This window comes from Pseudolabrys sp., assembly GCF_050250095.1.
In the GTDB taxonomy this organism is placed as follows: Bacteria; Pseudomonadota; Alphaproteobacteria; order Rhizobiales; family Xanthobacteraceae; genus Pseudolabrys.
In genome coordinates this window covers 439,257-453,148 of record NZ_JBFWPH010000002.1, presented here as the reverse complement: position 1 = coordinate 453,148, position 13,892 = coordinate 439,257, and the positions used below count along the sequence as shown (strand labels likewise).

17 protein-coding genes are annotated in these 13,892 nt (G+C 66.7%); 6 read left to right on the top strand and 11 right to left on the bottom strand.

Features of this window, described 5'->3' with window-relative positions; genetic code table 11:
• The first annotated feature begins 1 nt into the window (after window position 1).
• Both AB7F10_RS07395 and AB7F10_RS07390 read left to right on the top strand, forming a co-directional pair.
• Window positions 2-679 (top strand): TIGR04283 family arsenosugar biosynthesis glycosyltransferase, encoded by a 678-nt coding sequence (locus AB7F10_RS07395; RefSeq protein ID WP_428559088.1) that lies wholly within the window; start codon window positions 2-4, stop codon window positions 677-679.
• The gene (locus AB7F10_RS07390) at window positions 666-1,286 is read left to right on the top strand and encodes a TIGR04282 family arsenosugar biosynthesis glycosyltransferase (protein WP_428559090.1); all 621 of its coding nucleotides are present in this window, start codon (window positions 666-668) and stop codon (window positions 1,284-1,286) included. Before AB7F10_RS07395 ends, AB7F10_RS07390 begins: the two co-directional genes overlap by 14 nt.
• Window positions 1,287-1,366: 80 nt before the next feature.
• Here the strand turns inward: AB7F10_RS07390 and AB7F10_RS07385 are convergent, their stop codons facing one another.
• The 5 genes from AB7F10_RS07385 to AB7F10_RS07365 form a co-directional block, all read right to left on the bottom strand.
• Window positions 1,367-2,212, bottom strand: coding sequence for an EamA family transporter (locus AB7F10_RS07385; RefSeq protein WP_428559092.1), 846 nt, complete (start codon window positions 2,210-2,212; stop codon window positions 1,367-1,369).
• Window positions 2,213-2,222: 10 nt separating this feature from the next.
• Complete coding sequence (locus AB7F10_RS07380) at window positions 2,223-3,317, bottom strand: NADH:flavin oxidoreductase/NADH oxidase (RefSeq protein WP_428559094.1); 1,095 nt, start codon at window positions 3,315-3,317, stop codon at window positions 2,223-2,225.
• Window positions 3,318-3,371: 54 nt separating this feature from the next.
• Window positions 3,372-3,701 carry a c-type cytochrome gene (locus tag AB7F10_RS07375; protein WP_428559096.1) on the bottom strand — a complete coding sequence of 110 codons (330 nt, stop codon included), beginning with the start codon at window positions 3,699-3,701 and terminating at the stop codon, window positions 3,372-3,374.
• Window positions 3,698-3,949, bottom strand: coding sequence for a TIGR03809 family protein (locus AB7F10_RS07370; RefSeq protein WP_428559098.1), 252 nt, complete (start codon window positions 3,947-3,949; stop codon window positions 3,698-3,700). The genes AB7F10_RS07375 and AB7F10_RS07370 overlap by 4 nt, the downstream gene beginning before the upstream one ends.
• 190 nt (window positions 3,950-4,139) lie before the next feature.
• Complete coding sequence (locus AB7F10_RS07365) at window positions 4,140-5,153, bottom strand: VOC family protein (RefSeq protein ID WP_428559100.1); 1,014 nt, start codon at window positions 5,151-5,153, stop codon at window positions 4,140-4,142.
• A 169-nt stretch (window positions 5,154-5,322) separates the two neighbouring features.
• Here AB7F10_RS07365 and AB7F10_RS07360 point away from each other — a divergent pair, with 169 nt between their 5' ends.
• On the top strand, window positions 5,323-6,573 hold the full coding sequence (locus AB7F10_RS07360) for an MFS transporter (protein ID WP_428559102.1): 1,251 nt from the start codon (window positions 5,323-5,325) through the stop codon (window positions 6,571-6,573).
• Here the strand turns inward: AB7F10_RS07360 and AB7F10_RS07355 are convergent, their stop codons facing one another.
• The 3 genes from AB7F10_RS07355 to AB7F10_RS07345 form a co-directional block, all read right to left on the bottom strand.
• Window positions 6,574-7,338: an HpcH/HpaI aldolase family protein gene (locus AB7F10_RS07355; protein WP_428559104.1), complete on the bottom strand. Its 765-nt coding sequence runs from the start codon at window positions 7,336-7,338 to the stop codon at window positions 6,574-6,576.
• Window positions 7,339-7,499: 161 nt separating this feature from the next.
• Window positions 7,500-8,282: a fumarylacetoacetate hydrolase family protein gene (locus AB7F10_RS07350; RefSeq protein WP_428559106.1), complete on the bottom strand. Its 783-nt coding sequence runs from the start codon at window positions 8,280-8,282 to the stop codon at window positions 7,500-7,502.
• An 88-nt stretch (window positions 8,283-8,370) separates the two neighbouring features.
• Window positions 8,371-8,649: a hypothetical protein gene (locus AB7F10_RS07345; protein WP_428559108.1), complete on the bottom strand. Its 279-nt coding sequence runs from the start codon at window positions 8,647-8,649 to the stop codon at window positions 8,371-8,373.
• Window positions 8,650-8,950: 301 nt separating this feature from the next.
• On the opposite strand from AB7F10_RS07345, the gene AB7F10_RS07340 reads away from it, so the two are divergent.
• Window positions 8,951-9,355 carry a hypothetical protein gene (locus AB7F10_RS07340; RefSeq protein ID WP_428559110.1) on the top strand — a complete coding sequence of 135 codons (405 nt, stop codon included), beginning with the start codon at window positions 8,951-8,953 and terminating at the stop codon, window positions 9,353-9,355.
• 767 nt (window positions 9,356-10,122) lie between these two features.
• On the opposite strand, the gene AB7F10_RS07335 is transcribed toward AB7F10_RS07340, so the two are convergent.
• Together AB7F10_RS07335 and AB7F10_RS07330 are read right to left on the bottom strand one after the other, a co-directional pair.
• The gene (locus tag AB7F10_RS07335; RefSeq protein WP_428559112.1) at window positions 10,123-10,776 is read right to left on the bottom strand and encodes a CoA transferase subunit B; all 654 of its coding nucleotides are present in this window, start codon (window positions 10,774-10,776) and stop codon (window positions 10,123-10,125) included.
• A 150-nt stretch (window positions 10,777-10,926) separates the two neighbouring features.
• Complete coding sequence (locus AB7F10_RS07330) at window positions 10,927-11,631, bottom strand: CoA transferase subunit A (RefSeq protein WP_428559114.1); 705 nt, start codon at window positions 11,629-11,631, stop codon at window positions 10,927-10,929.
• Between the two features lie 232 nt (window positions 11,632-11,863).
• Between AB7F10_RS07330 and AB7F10_RS07325 the strand changes: the two genes are divergently transcribed.
• Entirely contained in the window at window positions 11,864-12,271 is a 408-nt protein-coding gene (locus AB7F10_RS07325; protein ID WP_428559117.1) for a RidA family protein, read from the top strand.
• Here AB7F10_RS07325 and AB7F10_RS07320 read toward each other — a convergent pair.
• Window positions 12,268-13,191 (bottom strand): LysR family transcriptional regulator, encoded by a 924-nt coding sequence (locus AB7F10_RS07320; protein ID WP_428559119.1) that lies wholly within the window; start codon window positions 13,189-13,191, stop codon window positions 12,268-12,270. The two genes, AB7F10_RS07325 and AB7F10_RS07320, sit on opposite strands and share 4 nt — an antisense overlap.
• A 125-nt stretch (window positions 13,192-13,316) precedes the next feature.
• On the opposite strand from AB7F10_RS07320, the gene AB7F10_RS07315 reads away from it, so the two are divergent.
• Window positions 13,317-13,877: a flavin reductase family protein gene (locus AB7F10_RS07315; RefSeq protein WP_428559122.1), complete on the top strand. Its 561-nt coding sequence runs from the start codon at window positions 13,317-13,319 to the stop codon at window positions 13,875-13,877.
• The last annotated feature ends 15 nt before the right edge of the window (window positions 13,878-13,892 follow it).

Here is a 13,892-nt window from a genome sequence, read left to right as displayed (position 1 = left end):
CATGCGCCTGTCCATCGTCATTCCCGTGCTGAACGAGGCGGCCGGGATCGCGCCCGCGCTGGAGCGCCTTGCTCCGCTGCGCCGCGGCGGCGCGGAGGTGATCGTCGCCGACGGCGGCAGCACCGACGCGACCGCCTCGCTCGCCGCTCCGCATTGTGATCGCGTCATCGTTGCGCCGCGCGGCCGCGCCGCGCAGATGAACGCCGGAGCCGCCGCCGCAAGCGGCGACGCGATTCTCTTTCTTCACGCCGACACGCAGCTTCCCGCCGGCGCGGATCGCCTGATCCGCGACGGACTCGCGGACGGCGCGCATGTCTGGGGGCGCTTCGACGTGACGATCGACGGCCCGCCGGCGCTCGCCATCGTCGGCCGCATGATGAACCTTCGCTCGCGCGCGACCGGCATCGCCACCGGCGATCAGGCGATCTTCGTCATCCGCGACGCTTTCGAGCGCGCCGGCCGCTTCCCGGAGATCGCGCTGATGGAGGACATCGCGCTGTCGGCGCGGCTGAAAAACCTGTCGCGCCCGCTCTGCCTTTCGGCACGCGCCGTCACCTCGGGCCGCCGCTGGCAGCGTCATGGCGTCTTGCGTACCATCCTGCTGATGTGGCGGCTGCGTTTCGACTACTGGCGCGGCGCCGACCCGCAGGATCTCGCCCGCCGCTATGCCGACCGCTGACATTCGCATCGCCATCATGGCCAAGGCGCCGGTCGCCGGCCTCGCCAAGACGCGGCTCATTCCCGAACTCGGCGCGCATGGCGCGGCGGTGCTGGCCGAACGCCTGCTGGAGCGCGCCGCCGAGACGGCGGCGGCAGCGGCTATCGGCCCGGTTACATTATGGACCACGCCCGATCCCCGCCATCCGGCGTTTCGCGCATTGGCGGCCCGCCACGCCATCGCGCTTGAAACGCAACCGTCCGGCGATCTCGGCGCGCGGATGCTGGCCGCGATGACCGCCGCGCGCGGCCCGGTCATCGTCATCGGCACCGACTGTCCGGCGCTGACCGGCGATCGTCTCCGGCACGCGGGACGCGCCTTGCAGGACGGCAACGATGTGGTGCTCACGCCCGCTGAGGACGGCGGCTATGTGCTGATCGGCGCCGCCCGGCCGCAGCCGGACCTGATGACCGGCATGACATGGAGCACGCCGCAGGTGATGGCGGACACCCGCGCTCGCATCGCGCGGCTCGCCTTGCGCGCGCTTGAGCTGCCGATGCTATGGGACGTCGATGAACCCGCCGATCTCGCCCGGCTCGAACGCGAGTTTCCTGAGTTCGCTCTCTGATCTTCAGCAGACTCCGCTCATTCCCGCGCAAGCGGGAATCCAGCTTGGACCCCCGCTTTCGCGGGGGTGAGCGGGGAATGCTAATGATACCGGATCACGACCAGTCCCGCGACGATCAGCACCGCCGCGACGATACGCGCCGGCCGCAGCGGTTCGCGCAGGAAAACCACAGCAATCGCCGCGCCGAACAGCACGCTGGTCTCGCGCAGCGCGGCGACCAAAGCGATCGGCGCCTGCGTCATCGCCCAGAGCACGATCGAGTAGGACAGCAGTTGCATCGCGCCGGCGGCAAGCCCGCGCTTCCAGAACCGCGCCATGTCGGCGATGACGCCGCGGCCGAGCCACCATACCGTCAGCGCTATCAGCGCGAAGCCATTGAGAAAGAACATCCAGCTCGAATAGGCGTTCGGAACGCCGGCGAGCCGCGCGCCGATCCCATCCACCAGCGTATAGGCGCAGATCGTCACCGCGGTGAACAGCGCGAAGCCGACGGCGCGGCGATCGAAGCCCGCGACCTGACGGCCGCCACGGAACGACAGCAGCACCACGCCGGTCGTGAGCAGCGTGACGCCCGCCCAGGCGATGAGGCCGAGCCACTCGCCGACGAACAGCGGGCTTAACGCCGCAGTCATCAAAGGCGCCGCGCCGCGCGCCAGCGGATAGACCTGGCCGAGATCGCCGGTGCGATAGGCTTCCGACAGTCCGACGAAATAAAACAGATGGATGACGACCGACGCCACCGCCCAGGGCCACGAGGCCGCATCCGGCACGCCGAACACGAACAGCAGCGGCGCGGCGACCGCCGCCGAGCCGGCCGAGATCAGCGTCGTCGCGGCCAGCGGCTCGAGGCCGATCTTGATGACGGCGTTCCAGCCGGCGTGACAGACGGCCGCGAACAGAACGGCGGCGAAGACGAAGGGTGTCATGCCGGCCGCGTCAGCTCGATGCCGCCGGCGCCCAGAGCTGCGGCCCGGCGCGCAGATATTGCGGCGGCCGCGCTACGTCCGCCTTCAGCGCCTTGGCGGCATGCCAGCCCCAGTGCGGGTCGTCGAGCAGCGCGCGGCCGAGCGCCACCATGTCGGCCTTGCCCGACGCGACGATCGCCTCGGCCTGTTGCGGCTCGAGGATGAGGCCGACCACGCGGGTCGGGATCGCCGCCTCGCGCGTCACCCGCTCGGCGATCGCGACGTTGTAGCCCGGCTCGTTCGGATTGCGGATGTCGGCATAAAGTCCGCCGGACGACACACAGAGAAAATCGAGCCCCGCGCCCTTGAGCGCCTTGGCAATCCGCACGGCGTCGTCGGGCGTCAACCCGCCCTCGCGCCAGTCGCTGCCAGTGATGCGCGCGCCGAGCGGTACGTCCTTCGGCACCACGGCGCGCACCGCGCGCGCGACCTCCAGCGGAAACCGCATGCGGTTCTCGAACGAGCCGCCATAGTCGTCGGTGCGCCGGTTCGACAGCGGCGACATCAGGCTGTGGAACAGATAGCCGTGCGCCATGTGCAGCTCGATGGCATCGAAGCCGATCCGCAGCGCGCGCTTCGCGGACGCGACGAAGGCGTCGCGGATGCGCGCGAAGTCGGCCGGCGTTGCCGCGCGCGGCGCGGGCCAGCCGTCGCCGAACGGGATTGCGGACGGGGCAAGCGTCGGCCAGGGGTCGGCCTCCGGGGCAAGCGCCTTGCCGCCATCCCACGGCACGGCCGCCGAAGCCTTGCGCGCCGCATGGGCGAGCTGGATGCCGAACTTCGCGGTGCCGAGCCGGCGGCATTGCCGCACGACACGCGCCAGCGCCATCTCGTTGTCGTCGGAGTAAAGCCCGACGCAGCCGTGAGTGATGCGGCCGATCCGCTCCACCGCGGTCGCCTCCACCACCACCAGCGCGGCGCCGGAATTCGCCAGCATGCCGAGATGCATCATGTGCCAGTCGGTCGCGCAGCCGTCATTGGCGCTGTACTGGCACATCGGCGACACGACGATGCGGTTGGCGAGTTCGGTCCCGGCAAGCCGGACCGGCGAGAACAGAATGCTCATGGAATGATGGCGCTCGTTGCGGGCGGAAAGGCGGGCGTTGCGGCGGCGGCGCGGTCAGCGCTGCTGGATCGACTTCAGATAGGCGATGATGGCACCGACATCGTCCGCCTCAAACCGGAATTCCGGCATATCGGGGTGGCCCGAGACGAGGCCCTCGCCCAGCGCCTCCTCCAGCGACTCGACGGGATATTTTTGTCCGAGCATGCGAAAAGCCGGCGCTCCGGCCCGCGGGCTGTCGCCGGTCGGCCCGATCGCATGGCACATCGCGCAATTCTTGTTGAGCAGCGCCTCGCCGCGTTTGAGCGTCTCGGGATCGGGTGTTGCGGCCTGCGCCGCGACCGTCACGGCTGCGAGCGCGGCCGCCGCCGCGAGTCGCGCGATCAACCCGCCAGCCTGTCGGTCAGCGTGGTCTTGCTTGCGATCCTGTCCCATTCGGTCGCCGCCCTTTTCACGTCGCGAATGCGGGCGAGAAACTGCCGCTCGTCGAAATAGTGGCGCCAGCGCCCGCTCTCATAGAGCGATATGTAGTAAGCGAGCCGCCGGTCCGCGAGGTTGCTCCATCGCAAGGCGACGTCGTTCAAAGGCGAAGCCGCGGCGGTGTCGAGCGGCGAGGCAGACTGGCGCGAAGCCATCAGCGATCCTTGCGTGATCTTGCCGAACGCGGGACATCACGAGGCCGCTCCCGGCAGGAGAGACCGCAACCCGACTGACAAACCGACAACGACGCAGGTGCTGTGGAAAACTCGGGCGTTGATAGCTGATTCGCCAATGTTTTGAATAGACTAGCCGGCCGTTATTTTTGCCCGAAAAGTCCGCCGCGGCTCACGACAGCGACGCGATGGCGTCCTTGAGGTGCTCCGGCACCTTCGACGACGCCGAGCCTTTCACATCAGGGGTGCCATATTCGATGAAGCTGTCCGGCAGCGTCGCGCCCCAATAGGTGCCGGTGCCGCGCTCCTCCTCATTCCAGGTCACCGGTTCCCAGTCCGGTGCGGTGACGAGATAGCTGCCGGAATAGACCTCGACGCGGTTGCCGCCCGGCTCGTAGCTATAGAGGTAGAAGCCCTGCGAGTTGTTGTGCTTGGACGGGCCGGCCTCGATAAAGATGCCGTTCTCGGTGAGAATGTCGGCCGCGCGCAGCACGTCGTCGCGGTTGTCGACCCACATCGAGAAATGATGCAGCCGCCCGCGCCCGCCCTTCACGTCCATCACATAAGCGAGCTGATGATGGATCGCGGTTGGGCTCATCCATGAGCCGATTTCCTTGGTGCCCCGATCGTAACGCACCTGCTCGCGCAGCTGGAACCCGAGCAGCTCGGTGGCGAACTTGCGGTTCGGCTCCACATCGTTGGCGAGCAGCGCCAGATGATCGACCCGGCGTACGCCGACGCCGCGGCCGGTATATTTCTGCGGCAGGTTTTTCAAATTCGAGTGCAGCTCCGGCGGCGCGACGAATTTCTGCTCCTCGTAATAGACCTCCATCACATGGCCGTCGGGATCGCGAAAACGGAACGACCGCCCGCGCCCGTAATCGCCATTGGTCCAGCCGATGGCCAGACCCGCCGCCGTGATCGCGGCCGCGCGCCGCTCGAGCGCTTCCGGGCTCGCCGCGCGCCACGAGATGACGCCGACGCCGGCATCCTGCGCGGTCGTCAGCTTGAGCGTCGAGGTCGCGTAATCGCCGTAGCCGCGCAAGTAGACCGAGAGTCCGCTTTCATGCACCGGCTCCATCCCGAGCAGATCGCGGAAATACCACAGACTGCGCTCCGGCTTCGGCGTGTAAAGCTCGACACTGCCCAGATGAGCGACGTCGTGCAGCGGCGCATTGCCTCGCATGAGGGGTTCTCCCTGAGCCCGCAGCCCCTGAACGGTCGTGAGCCGCCGAGAGCCGCGATGGCATCAAAATCCCTCATCAAAGGATCAAGAGCTTTGATCTGGGACAAGGTTCCCGCGCGCTAGGAAAACCCCGGCAAACATGGGATAGATACCCGCCAAGACCGGGATCATGACATTGCCTGACGCTTCCTCCGCGAGCCTGGCCGCCGACGGCCCGGATTCCGCAACCGCCTGGCGGCGGCTCGTCGTCGCCACGCTGATCGGCACCATCGGCGGCGTCGGCATGTGGTCGGTGCCGGTGACGCTGCCGGCCGTGCAGGCGGAATTCGCCATCGACCGCGCCGCCGCCTCGCTCCCCTACACGCTGTGCATGCTCGGCTTCGCCGCCGGCGGCGTGCTGCTCGGCAAGCTGACCGACCGTATCGGCGTCATGGTGCCGGTGATCGGCAGCGCGATCCTGATGGGGCTCGGCTATGTGCTCGCCTCGCAGGCGCACAGCCTGTGGATTTTCGCGCTCGGGCAAGGCGTCGTCGCCGGCCTCGGCACCGCGGTGTTCTTCGGGCCGCTGATGGCCGACATCTCGCACTGGTTCGATCGCCGCCGCGGCATCGCGGTGGCGATCGCCGCGTCCGGCAACTACATCGCCGGCGCGATCTGGCCGGTCGCGATCCAGCACGGCATCGACCGTTTCGGCTGGCGGGTCACGATCCTGGTCGTCGCCGCCGTTTGCGTCGCGGCGATCGTGCCGCTCGCGCTGCTGTTGCGCCGGCCGCCGCCGCGCCACGACGCGCCCTCGGCGACCGGCTTCGTGCGCCGCGCGCCGCCCGACCTCGGAATGTCGCCCGGCGCGCTGCAACTCATCCTCGGCATCGCCGGCGTCGCCTGCTGCGTCGCGATGGCGATGCCGCAGGTGCATATCGTCGCCTATTGCGGCGATCTCGGTTACGGCGTCGCGCGCGGCGCCGAGATGCTGTCGCTGATGCTCGGCTTCGGCATCATCAGCCGCGTCGCCTCCGGCTTCATCGCCGACCGCATCGGCGGCGTGCGCACGCTGCTCTTGAGCTCGGCGCTGCAGGGCGTCGCGCTGGTGCTGTATTTCCTGTTCGACGGGCTGACGTCGCTCTACGTGATCTCGATCCTGTTCGGCCTGTTCCAGGGCGGCATCGTGCCGAGCTACGCCATCATCGTGCGCGAGTATTTCGCGCCGCAGGAGGCCGGCAGCCGCATCGGCTTCGTCATCATGGCGACGATCCTCGGCATGGCGCTCGGCGGCTGGATGTCCGGCGTGATCTTCGACATGACCGGCTCCTACCGCATCGCCTTCGCGAACGGCATCGCCTGGAACCTGCTCAACCTGTCGATCGCGACGTGGCTGCTGATGCGCTCGCGCGGCGCGCGGCCGCGCCTTGCCGCCGCGTGATCAACTCTTGAAACGCTTGGCGAGCGCCTCGGCGTTCTTCGACAGCAGGCCGACGTCGGCGCCGACCGCGACGAACAGATAGCCCCATTCGATATAGCGCCGCGCTTCCTCTTCGTTGGCGGTGAGGATGCCGGCCGGCTTGCCGACTTTCCTGAGCCGCGTCACCGCGTCCTTCAGCGCCGCCTGCACGTCGGCGTGCTGCGGATTACCGATATGGCCGAGCGAGGCGGCAAGGTCCGCCGGCCCGATGAACACGCCATCGACGCCCGGCACGGCCGCGATCGCCTCGAGCTCGTTGAGCGCCACGCGCGTCTCCGCCTGCACCAGCACGCAGATCTCGCTGTTCGCCTTCTGCAGATAGCCGGGGATGCGGCCGTAGCGGCTCGCGCGCGACGAGGTGGCGACGCCGCGCACGCCGTCCGGCGGATAGCGGGTCGCGGCGACCGCCGCCTTCGCTTCGTTGGCGTTCTGCACATAAGGCAGCAGCAGCGACTGCGCGCCGATGTCGAGGCAGCGCTTCACCAGCACCATGTCGTTCCAGGCCGGCCGCACCACCGCCGTCGCGGTGCCCTTCTGGGAAGCCTGCAACTGCGCGAGTAGGTCCGGCACCTCGTTCGGCGAATGCTCGGTGTCGAACAGGATCCAGTCGAAGCCGCAATCGCCGACGATCTCGGCGCCGACAGCGCTGCCGAGGCTCGACCACAGGCCGATCTGCAATTTGCCGGCGGCGAGCGCGGCCTTGAAGGCGTTACGCGGGAAATCCATGTCGATGTCCTCTCCTGCGTCATCATCCGCGAAGGCGGATGATCCAGTAAACACAAGCGCCGCGGTTAGACCTCAAGCTTCGTGTTTACTGGATGCCCCGCCGGAGCCTGTCATCGGACCGCGCTTGCGCGGGTCCGTTGGCAGGGCATGACAGTGAAGTGTTAAATAAACTGAATCGCGATGCCGCCGAGCGGCCCGAAATCCGCGTGCAGCGTGTCGCCCTTCTGCGCGAACACCACCCGCGTGAACGAACCGGCGAGCACGATATGCCCCGGCTCCATCGCGTGGCCGTACTGGCAGATCTTGTTGGCGAGCCAGGCGACGCCCATCGCCGGATGGCCGAGCACGCCGGCGGCAAGCCCGGTCTCCTCGATCTCGGAATTGCGGTACATGATGCCGCCGACGAAGCGCAGGTCGACGTCGAGCGGCCCGACCGGCCTTCCTCCCAATGCAATGCCCGCCGCCGCGCCGTTGTCGGCCACGGTGTCGGTGATCTTGCGCGGGTCCTGGATGCGCGCATCGACGATCTCGATCGCCGGGATGACGTACTCCGTCGCGCGCAGCACGTCGGCAAGGCCGACGCCCGGCCCTTCGAGCCGCTTGCCGATCACGAAGGCGAGTTCCACCTCGACGCGCGGCTTGCAGTAGTCGGCATGTTTGATCTTGGCGCCGTCGCCGATCATCTGGTCGTCGAGGATATAGCCGTAGTCCGGCTCGTCGATCATCGAGGAGCGCTGCATCGCCTTGGAGGTCAGCCCCACCTTGTGGCCGATCAGCTTGCGCCCGGCCGCGACCCTGCGCTGCATCACGTCGGCGGAGATGGCGTAGCTGTCCTCGATCTCGATATGCGGAAAGGTGACCGACAGCGGTGGCGCCTGTTTGCGGTCCTTCTGCGCCTGCATCAGGATCTCGACGGCTTTCTTGCGCTCGGCTTCGGTCAGCATGGAGGGCGTCCTTGGAACGGGTGTTACCCGCTCCATGCAGCAAAATCCGGCTGCCGGATCAAGCCCTTCCCCGGCATGCGGGCTTCGCTCAATCGCGCAGCTTGCGGTTGATCCAGGCGAACAGCCGCGCCATCGGTGGCCGCAGGAACGGCACGTCCTCCGCCATCAGCGCGAGGCCGAGCGGCGCCATCCACAACCCCAGCACCGGCAGGAAGCCGAGCGCCCCGCCGGCGATCAGCAGCACGGCGATCGGCAGGCGCACCCAAGCGGACGAAGTGTGCGCCCAGTGCAGCACCCGCCCCGCCCAGCGCGGCAGCCGCCGCTCGAGCTTGTGCACCTCGGTGTCGAAATCGGGAGCGGCCGTCATGCCGCGATAACGGAGAAACGGCGCGCGGGGTTCCCGCCCGCTCGCGCTAGACCGGGTGGCGTTGCGCCGTGGCGGACGCGCGCATATGCGCCTGACGCAATTCGCCGAGCGACCGAATTTTCACTGAAATCGATCCAATTTTCGCATTCTCGCGGCCCGGCGACAGAACGCCCTCTTAATCATCGTCCATCAGACTGTTGCCGCAGACGCGGCCGCTGCGCCGCCCGATCTTGCGAGCGTACGAGCGAGCGACATGACAACCCGTGTGCGATCCAGACAGCGATACTGGCGCGACGTGCCGATGGCCGTCATGCTGTTCGTCTGGTTCGGGTTCGCCGCCAGCGCGATTTTCTATTTCGTCGACTGGACACCGGTGTGGCAACAGCTGGCGCTAGAGTGGCGCGCGCCATTGAACGGCCGGAACGCGGGCAGCCAAAGCGGCGACAAGGCCGGCCATCAGGGCGGCAACCTTATGGAGCAAGCCGGGATCGGCGACCGGATTTACACCGGTTCGATCCTGGTCCCCGAGCACCGCAATCTCTGCTCGCAATATGGCTTCGACAACCGCAACGGCGCGACGTGGCACATCGGTTCGGTCGATTGCGTCAAGGCCCGCCTGCAATACCGTGCGCAGGAAAAGGCGAAACGAGGCGGCGACGAGCGCCTGCTGGCGATCAAGCGATCGTTCCGCAACGCCGGCAACTGAGCCGATCCGGCATTGTTCCGATTGTCTCCTGCATCCTTGCGCGATGGCGCCGCGGGCCGACGCGACGTCATAGGATTTATTTCCTTGACACCTTTTCACGCGTTCCCTACCCTCATTCCATCCCGCCCCGTCTGAACGGGGGCGTCGGCCAGCGTCGCTGAACGTTGGGGCGGGTCCGGACCAGCGCGGCCGGAGATCAGGCCGCGCACCGGAGCCGGTGTCGGGAGTGTTTCCCCTTACCGGTCCGCGGTGGCCGCCTGGCGCGTTGACGCAACGCGCGAGACGGCAGACGGAAGCCGCGCGATCCCCATCCGGCGGGCGGCCGGAACAGCGGCGCGTAGAACGGACCCGCGCCGGGGCTTGCATGGCGACGTCTTCCAACACTGCGCGCGGAACGCCGGATGCTTTCCGGCGGCTGCGGTGACTTGCTCGTGTGCTCTTAGCCAATGCACACGGGGCCGTGGACGCGGTGAAACGTCCGGCGTTCCGCGCGCCCCGTTCAAAATGGGGCATTCAAGCGGAAGATGGACGACGGCGTACCCGGCGCCGACCAAAGAATGCGGGCAATGGCGCATGTCCCTCACGCTGTCGTCCCCGCGAAGGCGGGGACCCATAACCGCAATCGCCGATCGTGGACCGCAAAGTCGGAGGCTATGGATCCCGGGCCTCGCTCGTTTCACTCGCTCGCCCGGGACGACGACGGCGCAAAACAAAAACGCGCGCCGCCTTTCAGCGACGCGCGTTTGTTGCGAAAGGAGAATCGAAACTCAGTGCTTCAGCTTTGCATCGACCTTGAAGGTGGCCTGCGTCTTGCTCTTGATCTCGTCGAGCGAGACATCCGGCGCAAGCTCGATCAGCGTCATGCCGCCGTCGCCCTTCTTGTCGATGGTGAACACGCCCAAGTCCGTGATCACCATGTCGACGACGCGCGAGCCGGTCAGCGGCAGGTCGCACTTGTGCAGCAGTTTCGGCGCATCCTTCGCCGTGTGCTCCATGATGACGACCACTTTCTTGACGCCGGCGACGAGATCCATCGCGCCGCCCATGCCCTTCACCATCTTGCCGGGGATCATCCAGTTGGCGAGGTCGCCGTTCTCCGCCACCTGCATGGCGCCCAACAGCGCGAGGTCGATATGGCCGCCGCGGATCATACCGAACGAGTCGGCCGACGAGAAAAAGCTCGTGGTCGGCAGTTCGGTGATGGTCTGCTTGCCGGCGTTGATCAGGTCGGGGTCCTCGTCGCCCTCGTAAGGGAACGGGCCGAAGCCGAGCATGCCGTTCTCGCTTTGCAGCTGCACGGTCATGCCGTTCGGGATGTAGTTCGACACCAGCGTCGGAATGCCGATGCCGAGGTTCACATAGAAGCCGTCGCGCAGTTCCTTGGCGGCGCGTTCGGCCATCTGGTCGCGGGTCCAGGCCATTGTGGTCTCCTGTTCGATTTATCGCCAGTCATTCCGGACGCCGTGAAACGGCGATCCGGAATCCAGACAAACAGTCAGCGCCTGTCTCTGGATTCCGGGTTCGCGCATCCTGCGCGCCCCGGAATGACGGTGAGAATGAAAGTTCATGGCTCAAGCGATGACGCGCTTGCGCGTGGTGCGCACTTCGATGCGCTTCTCGGCATTGGTCTTGATGATGCGCTGAACGAACACGCCCGGCGTGTGGATCATGTCGCCGTCCAGTTCGCCCGGCTCGACGAGATGCTCGACCTCGGCGACGGTGATGCGGCCGGCGGTTGCCATCATCGGGTTGAAGTTGCGCGCGGTCTTCCGGTAGACGAGGTTGCCTTCGGTGTCGCCTTTCCAGGCGTGCACGAGCGCGAGATCGGCGACGAGGCCGGTTTCCAGGATGTAGCGCTCGCCGTTGAAAACCTTCTCTTCCTTGCCCTTGGCGATGTCGGTGCCGACGCCGGTCTTGGTGTAGAAGCCGGCGATGCCTGCCCCGCCCGCGCGCATGCGCTCGGCCAGTGTGCCCTGAGGGTTGAACTCGATCTCGAGTTCGCCGGCCAGGAACTGCTGCGCGAACAGCTTGTTCTCGCCGACATAGGAGGCGATCATTTTCTTGATCTGCCGCGTCTCGAGCAGCAGGCCGAGGCCCGCGCCGTCGATGCCGGCGTTATTGGACACGCATGTGAGGTTCTTCACCCCGCTGTCGCGCAGCGCCTCGATCAGCGTCGAAGGCATGCCGCAGAGACCGAAACCGCCGGCCATCACCATCATGCCGTCCTTGACGATGCCGGCGAGCGCCGACTTCGCATCGGGATAAACTTTCTTCATTGGCTCCCACCCGTGACGGGGACGGAGCCGGGCTTTGCGGCCGGTCCGATCCCTTGTTTTTCACCCAAACTGCCCATTGGCATAGCGGGGCGCCGGCAAAGGTTCAACCCGGCAGCACGGCCCGCAAGCCCCCGTAAAACCGGGGGATTTTCGCCCGGCGGAACAGGCGGATTTTGGCGTCCGGCGCGGGCGCGGCTAACCTTGGCCCGCCATCAATGGAATGGGGGACGTCATGCCGGACATCACGATCTACAACCCCGAAGGGCTCGCCAGGCCGCTCGGCCAATATTCCCATGTGACGCGGGTGAAGGCGTCGGAATACCTGTTCATTGCCGGCCAGCTCGCGGCCGACAAGAACGGCCAGGTGGTCGGTGCAGACGACTTCGACGCCCAATGCCGGCAGGTCTTCGCCAATATCGAGGTGGCTCTGAAGTCGGCCGGCGCCGGCTGGGGCAATGTCGTGCAGTTCACCACCTACATGGTGCACTCGCAGGACATCCCGAAATTCATGGCGTTCCGGCTGCGCGAATTCCCGAAGATGTTTTCAAACGGCATCTATCCGCCGAACACGCTCTTGATGATCGACCGGCTGGTGCAGGAGCCGTTTCTGGTCGAGGTGCAGACGGTCGCCGCGATTTAGCTTCTCTTGCGGAACAGGCTCTGGAACACCGAGCGGATCCACTTGTTGCCCGGCTCGCGGTGGAAGCGGTCGTGCCAGTACTGGAAGATCTCGATCTTCGGCAGCTTGAGCGGCGTGCGGATCACTTCGAGATTGAGATCGGCGGCGAGCGTGTTGGCGATCGACAGCGGAATGGTCGCCACCGCGTCGGTGTGCTTGGCGACGACCGCCGCGGCGATGAAGATCGGCACCCGGCAGATGATGTTGTCAGGCGGGATGGCCTGTTCGAGCGAACGTTCCACCTGCAGATGCGCGTGGCCGACGCCGAGCGTCGACACCAGCACATGGCGCTCGGCGGCGAACTCCTTCAGCGTCGGCGTCGCGGTCAGCCGCGGGTGGCCGCGATTGACGACGCTGACATACTCCTCCATCCACAGCGGCTGTCGGCGCACGCCCTTCACCAGCGACGGGAACGAACCCATCGCGAAATCGACGGTGCCGGATTCGAGCCACGGTTCGAGATGCTGGCCGTCGAGCTGCATCACGTTGAGGCGTACGCGCGGCGCTTCGTTCAGCACGCGCTCGACCAGCGGCGGCAACAGCTTGATGAGGCCGGCATCGACCACGCAGAAATTGAACGTGCGCGCCGACAGTTTCGGATCGAACGGCACATGCTCGGTGCGCAGCGTGCGCATCTTTTCGAGAATGCCGGCGACCGGCGCCGCAAGCTCGAGCGCCTTCGGCGTCGGCTCCATGCGATGCGACACGCGCACGAACAACGGATCGTCGAAATAGCGCCGCAGCCGCGCCAGCGTCTTGCTCAGCGCCGGCTGCGTGACATGCAGCACCTGCGCCGCGCGCGTCAGGCTGTGCTCGCGCAGCAGCACGTCGAGCACCCGGAGATGGTGCAGTTCCAGAACAGTACTATTCCCGTCCGGCATGGTCCTAATTTCCTCCGCCTTATAGTTTAGGCGAAGCAATCGGCGCTAGGCTAGCCCTGCGAGTGACGGAAATCGGTCGAACGAACGAACCGTTTCCGCACCGCAGGAAAAAGGGCGAGGCTCCGATGACGGCATCACTTCAAGCGATGTCTGCGCCGATGATGGCAGCCGGTACTTATCCCACCGAGATGGGCTGCGCGGTTTCGGCCCAACAGTTTCGCGACGCCATGTCGCAGATCACCACACCGGTGTCGATCATCACCACCGACGGTCTGGCCGGCCGCTCCGGCATGACCTGCTCGGCGGTCTGCGCGGCGAGCGATACGCCGCCGATGATCATCGCCTGCGTCCACGGCGCGAGCGCCGCGAACCGCATCTTCAAGGCGAACGGCGTGCTGTGCGTCAACAGCCTCAGCGCGGCGCAAAGCAGCCTGTCGCAGATGTTTGCAAGTTCGCGCGGCGTCCCGATGGACGAGCGTTTTCCCGCCGAGGACTGGGGCACGCTCGCGACCGGCTCGCCCTGCCACCGCAACGCGCTGACGGCGCTCGACTGCGAAGTGCTCGATATCCGCGAGGCCGGCACCCACAGCGTCTTCTTCGCCAAGGTGCTGGCGACCGGCATCGGCCAGCCGCTCGAACCCCTCGTCTATCACCGGCGCGCCTACGCGACGACGCGATCGCTTTAACGAACAACCGCGATC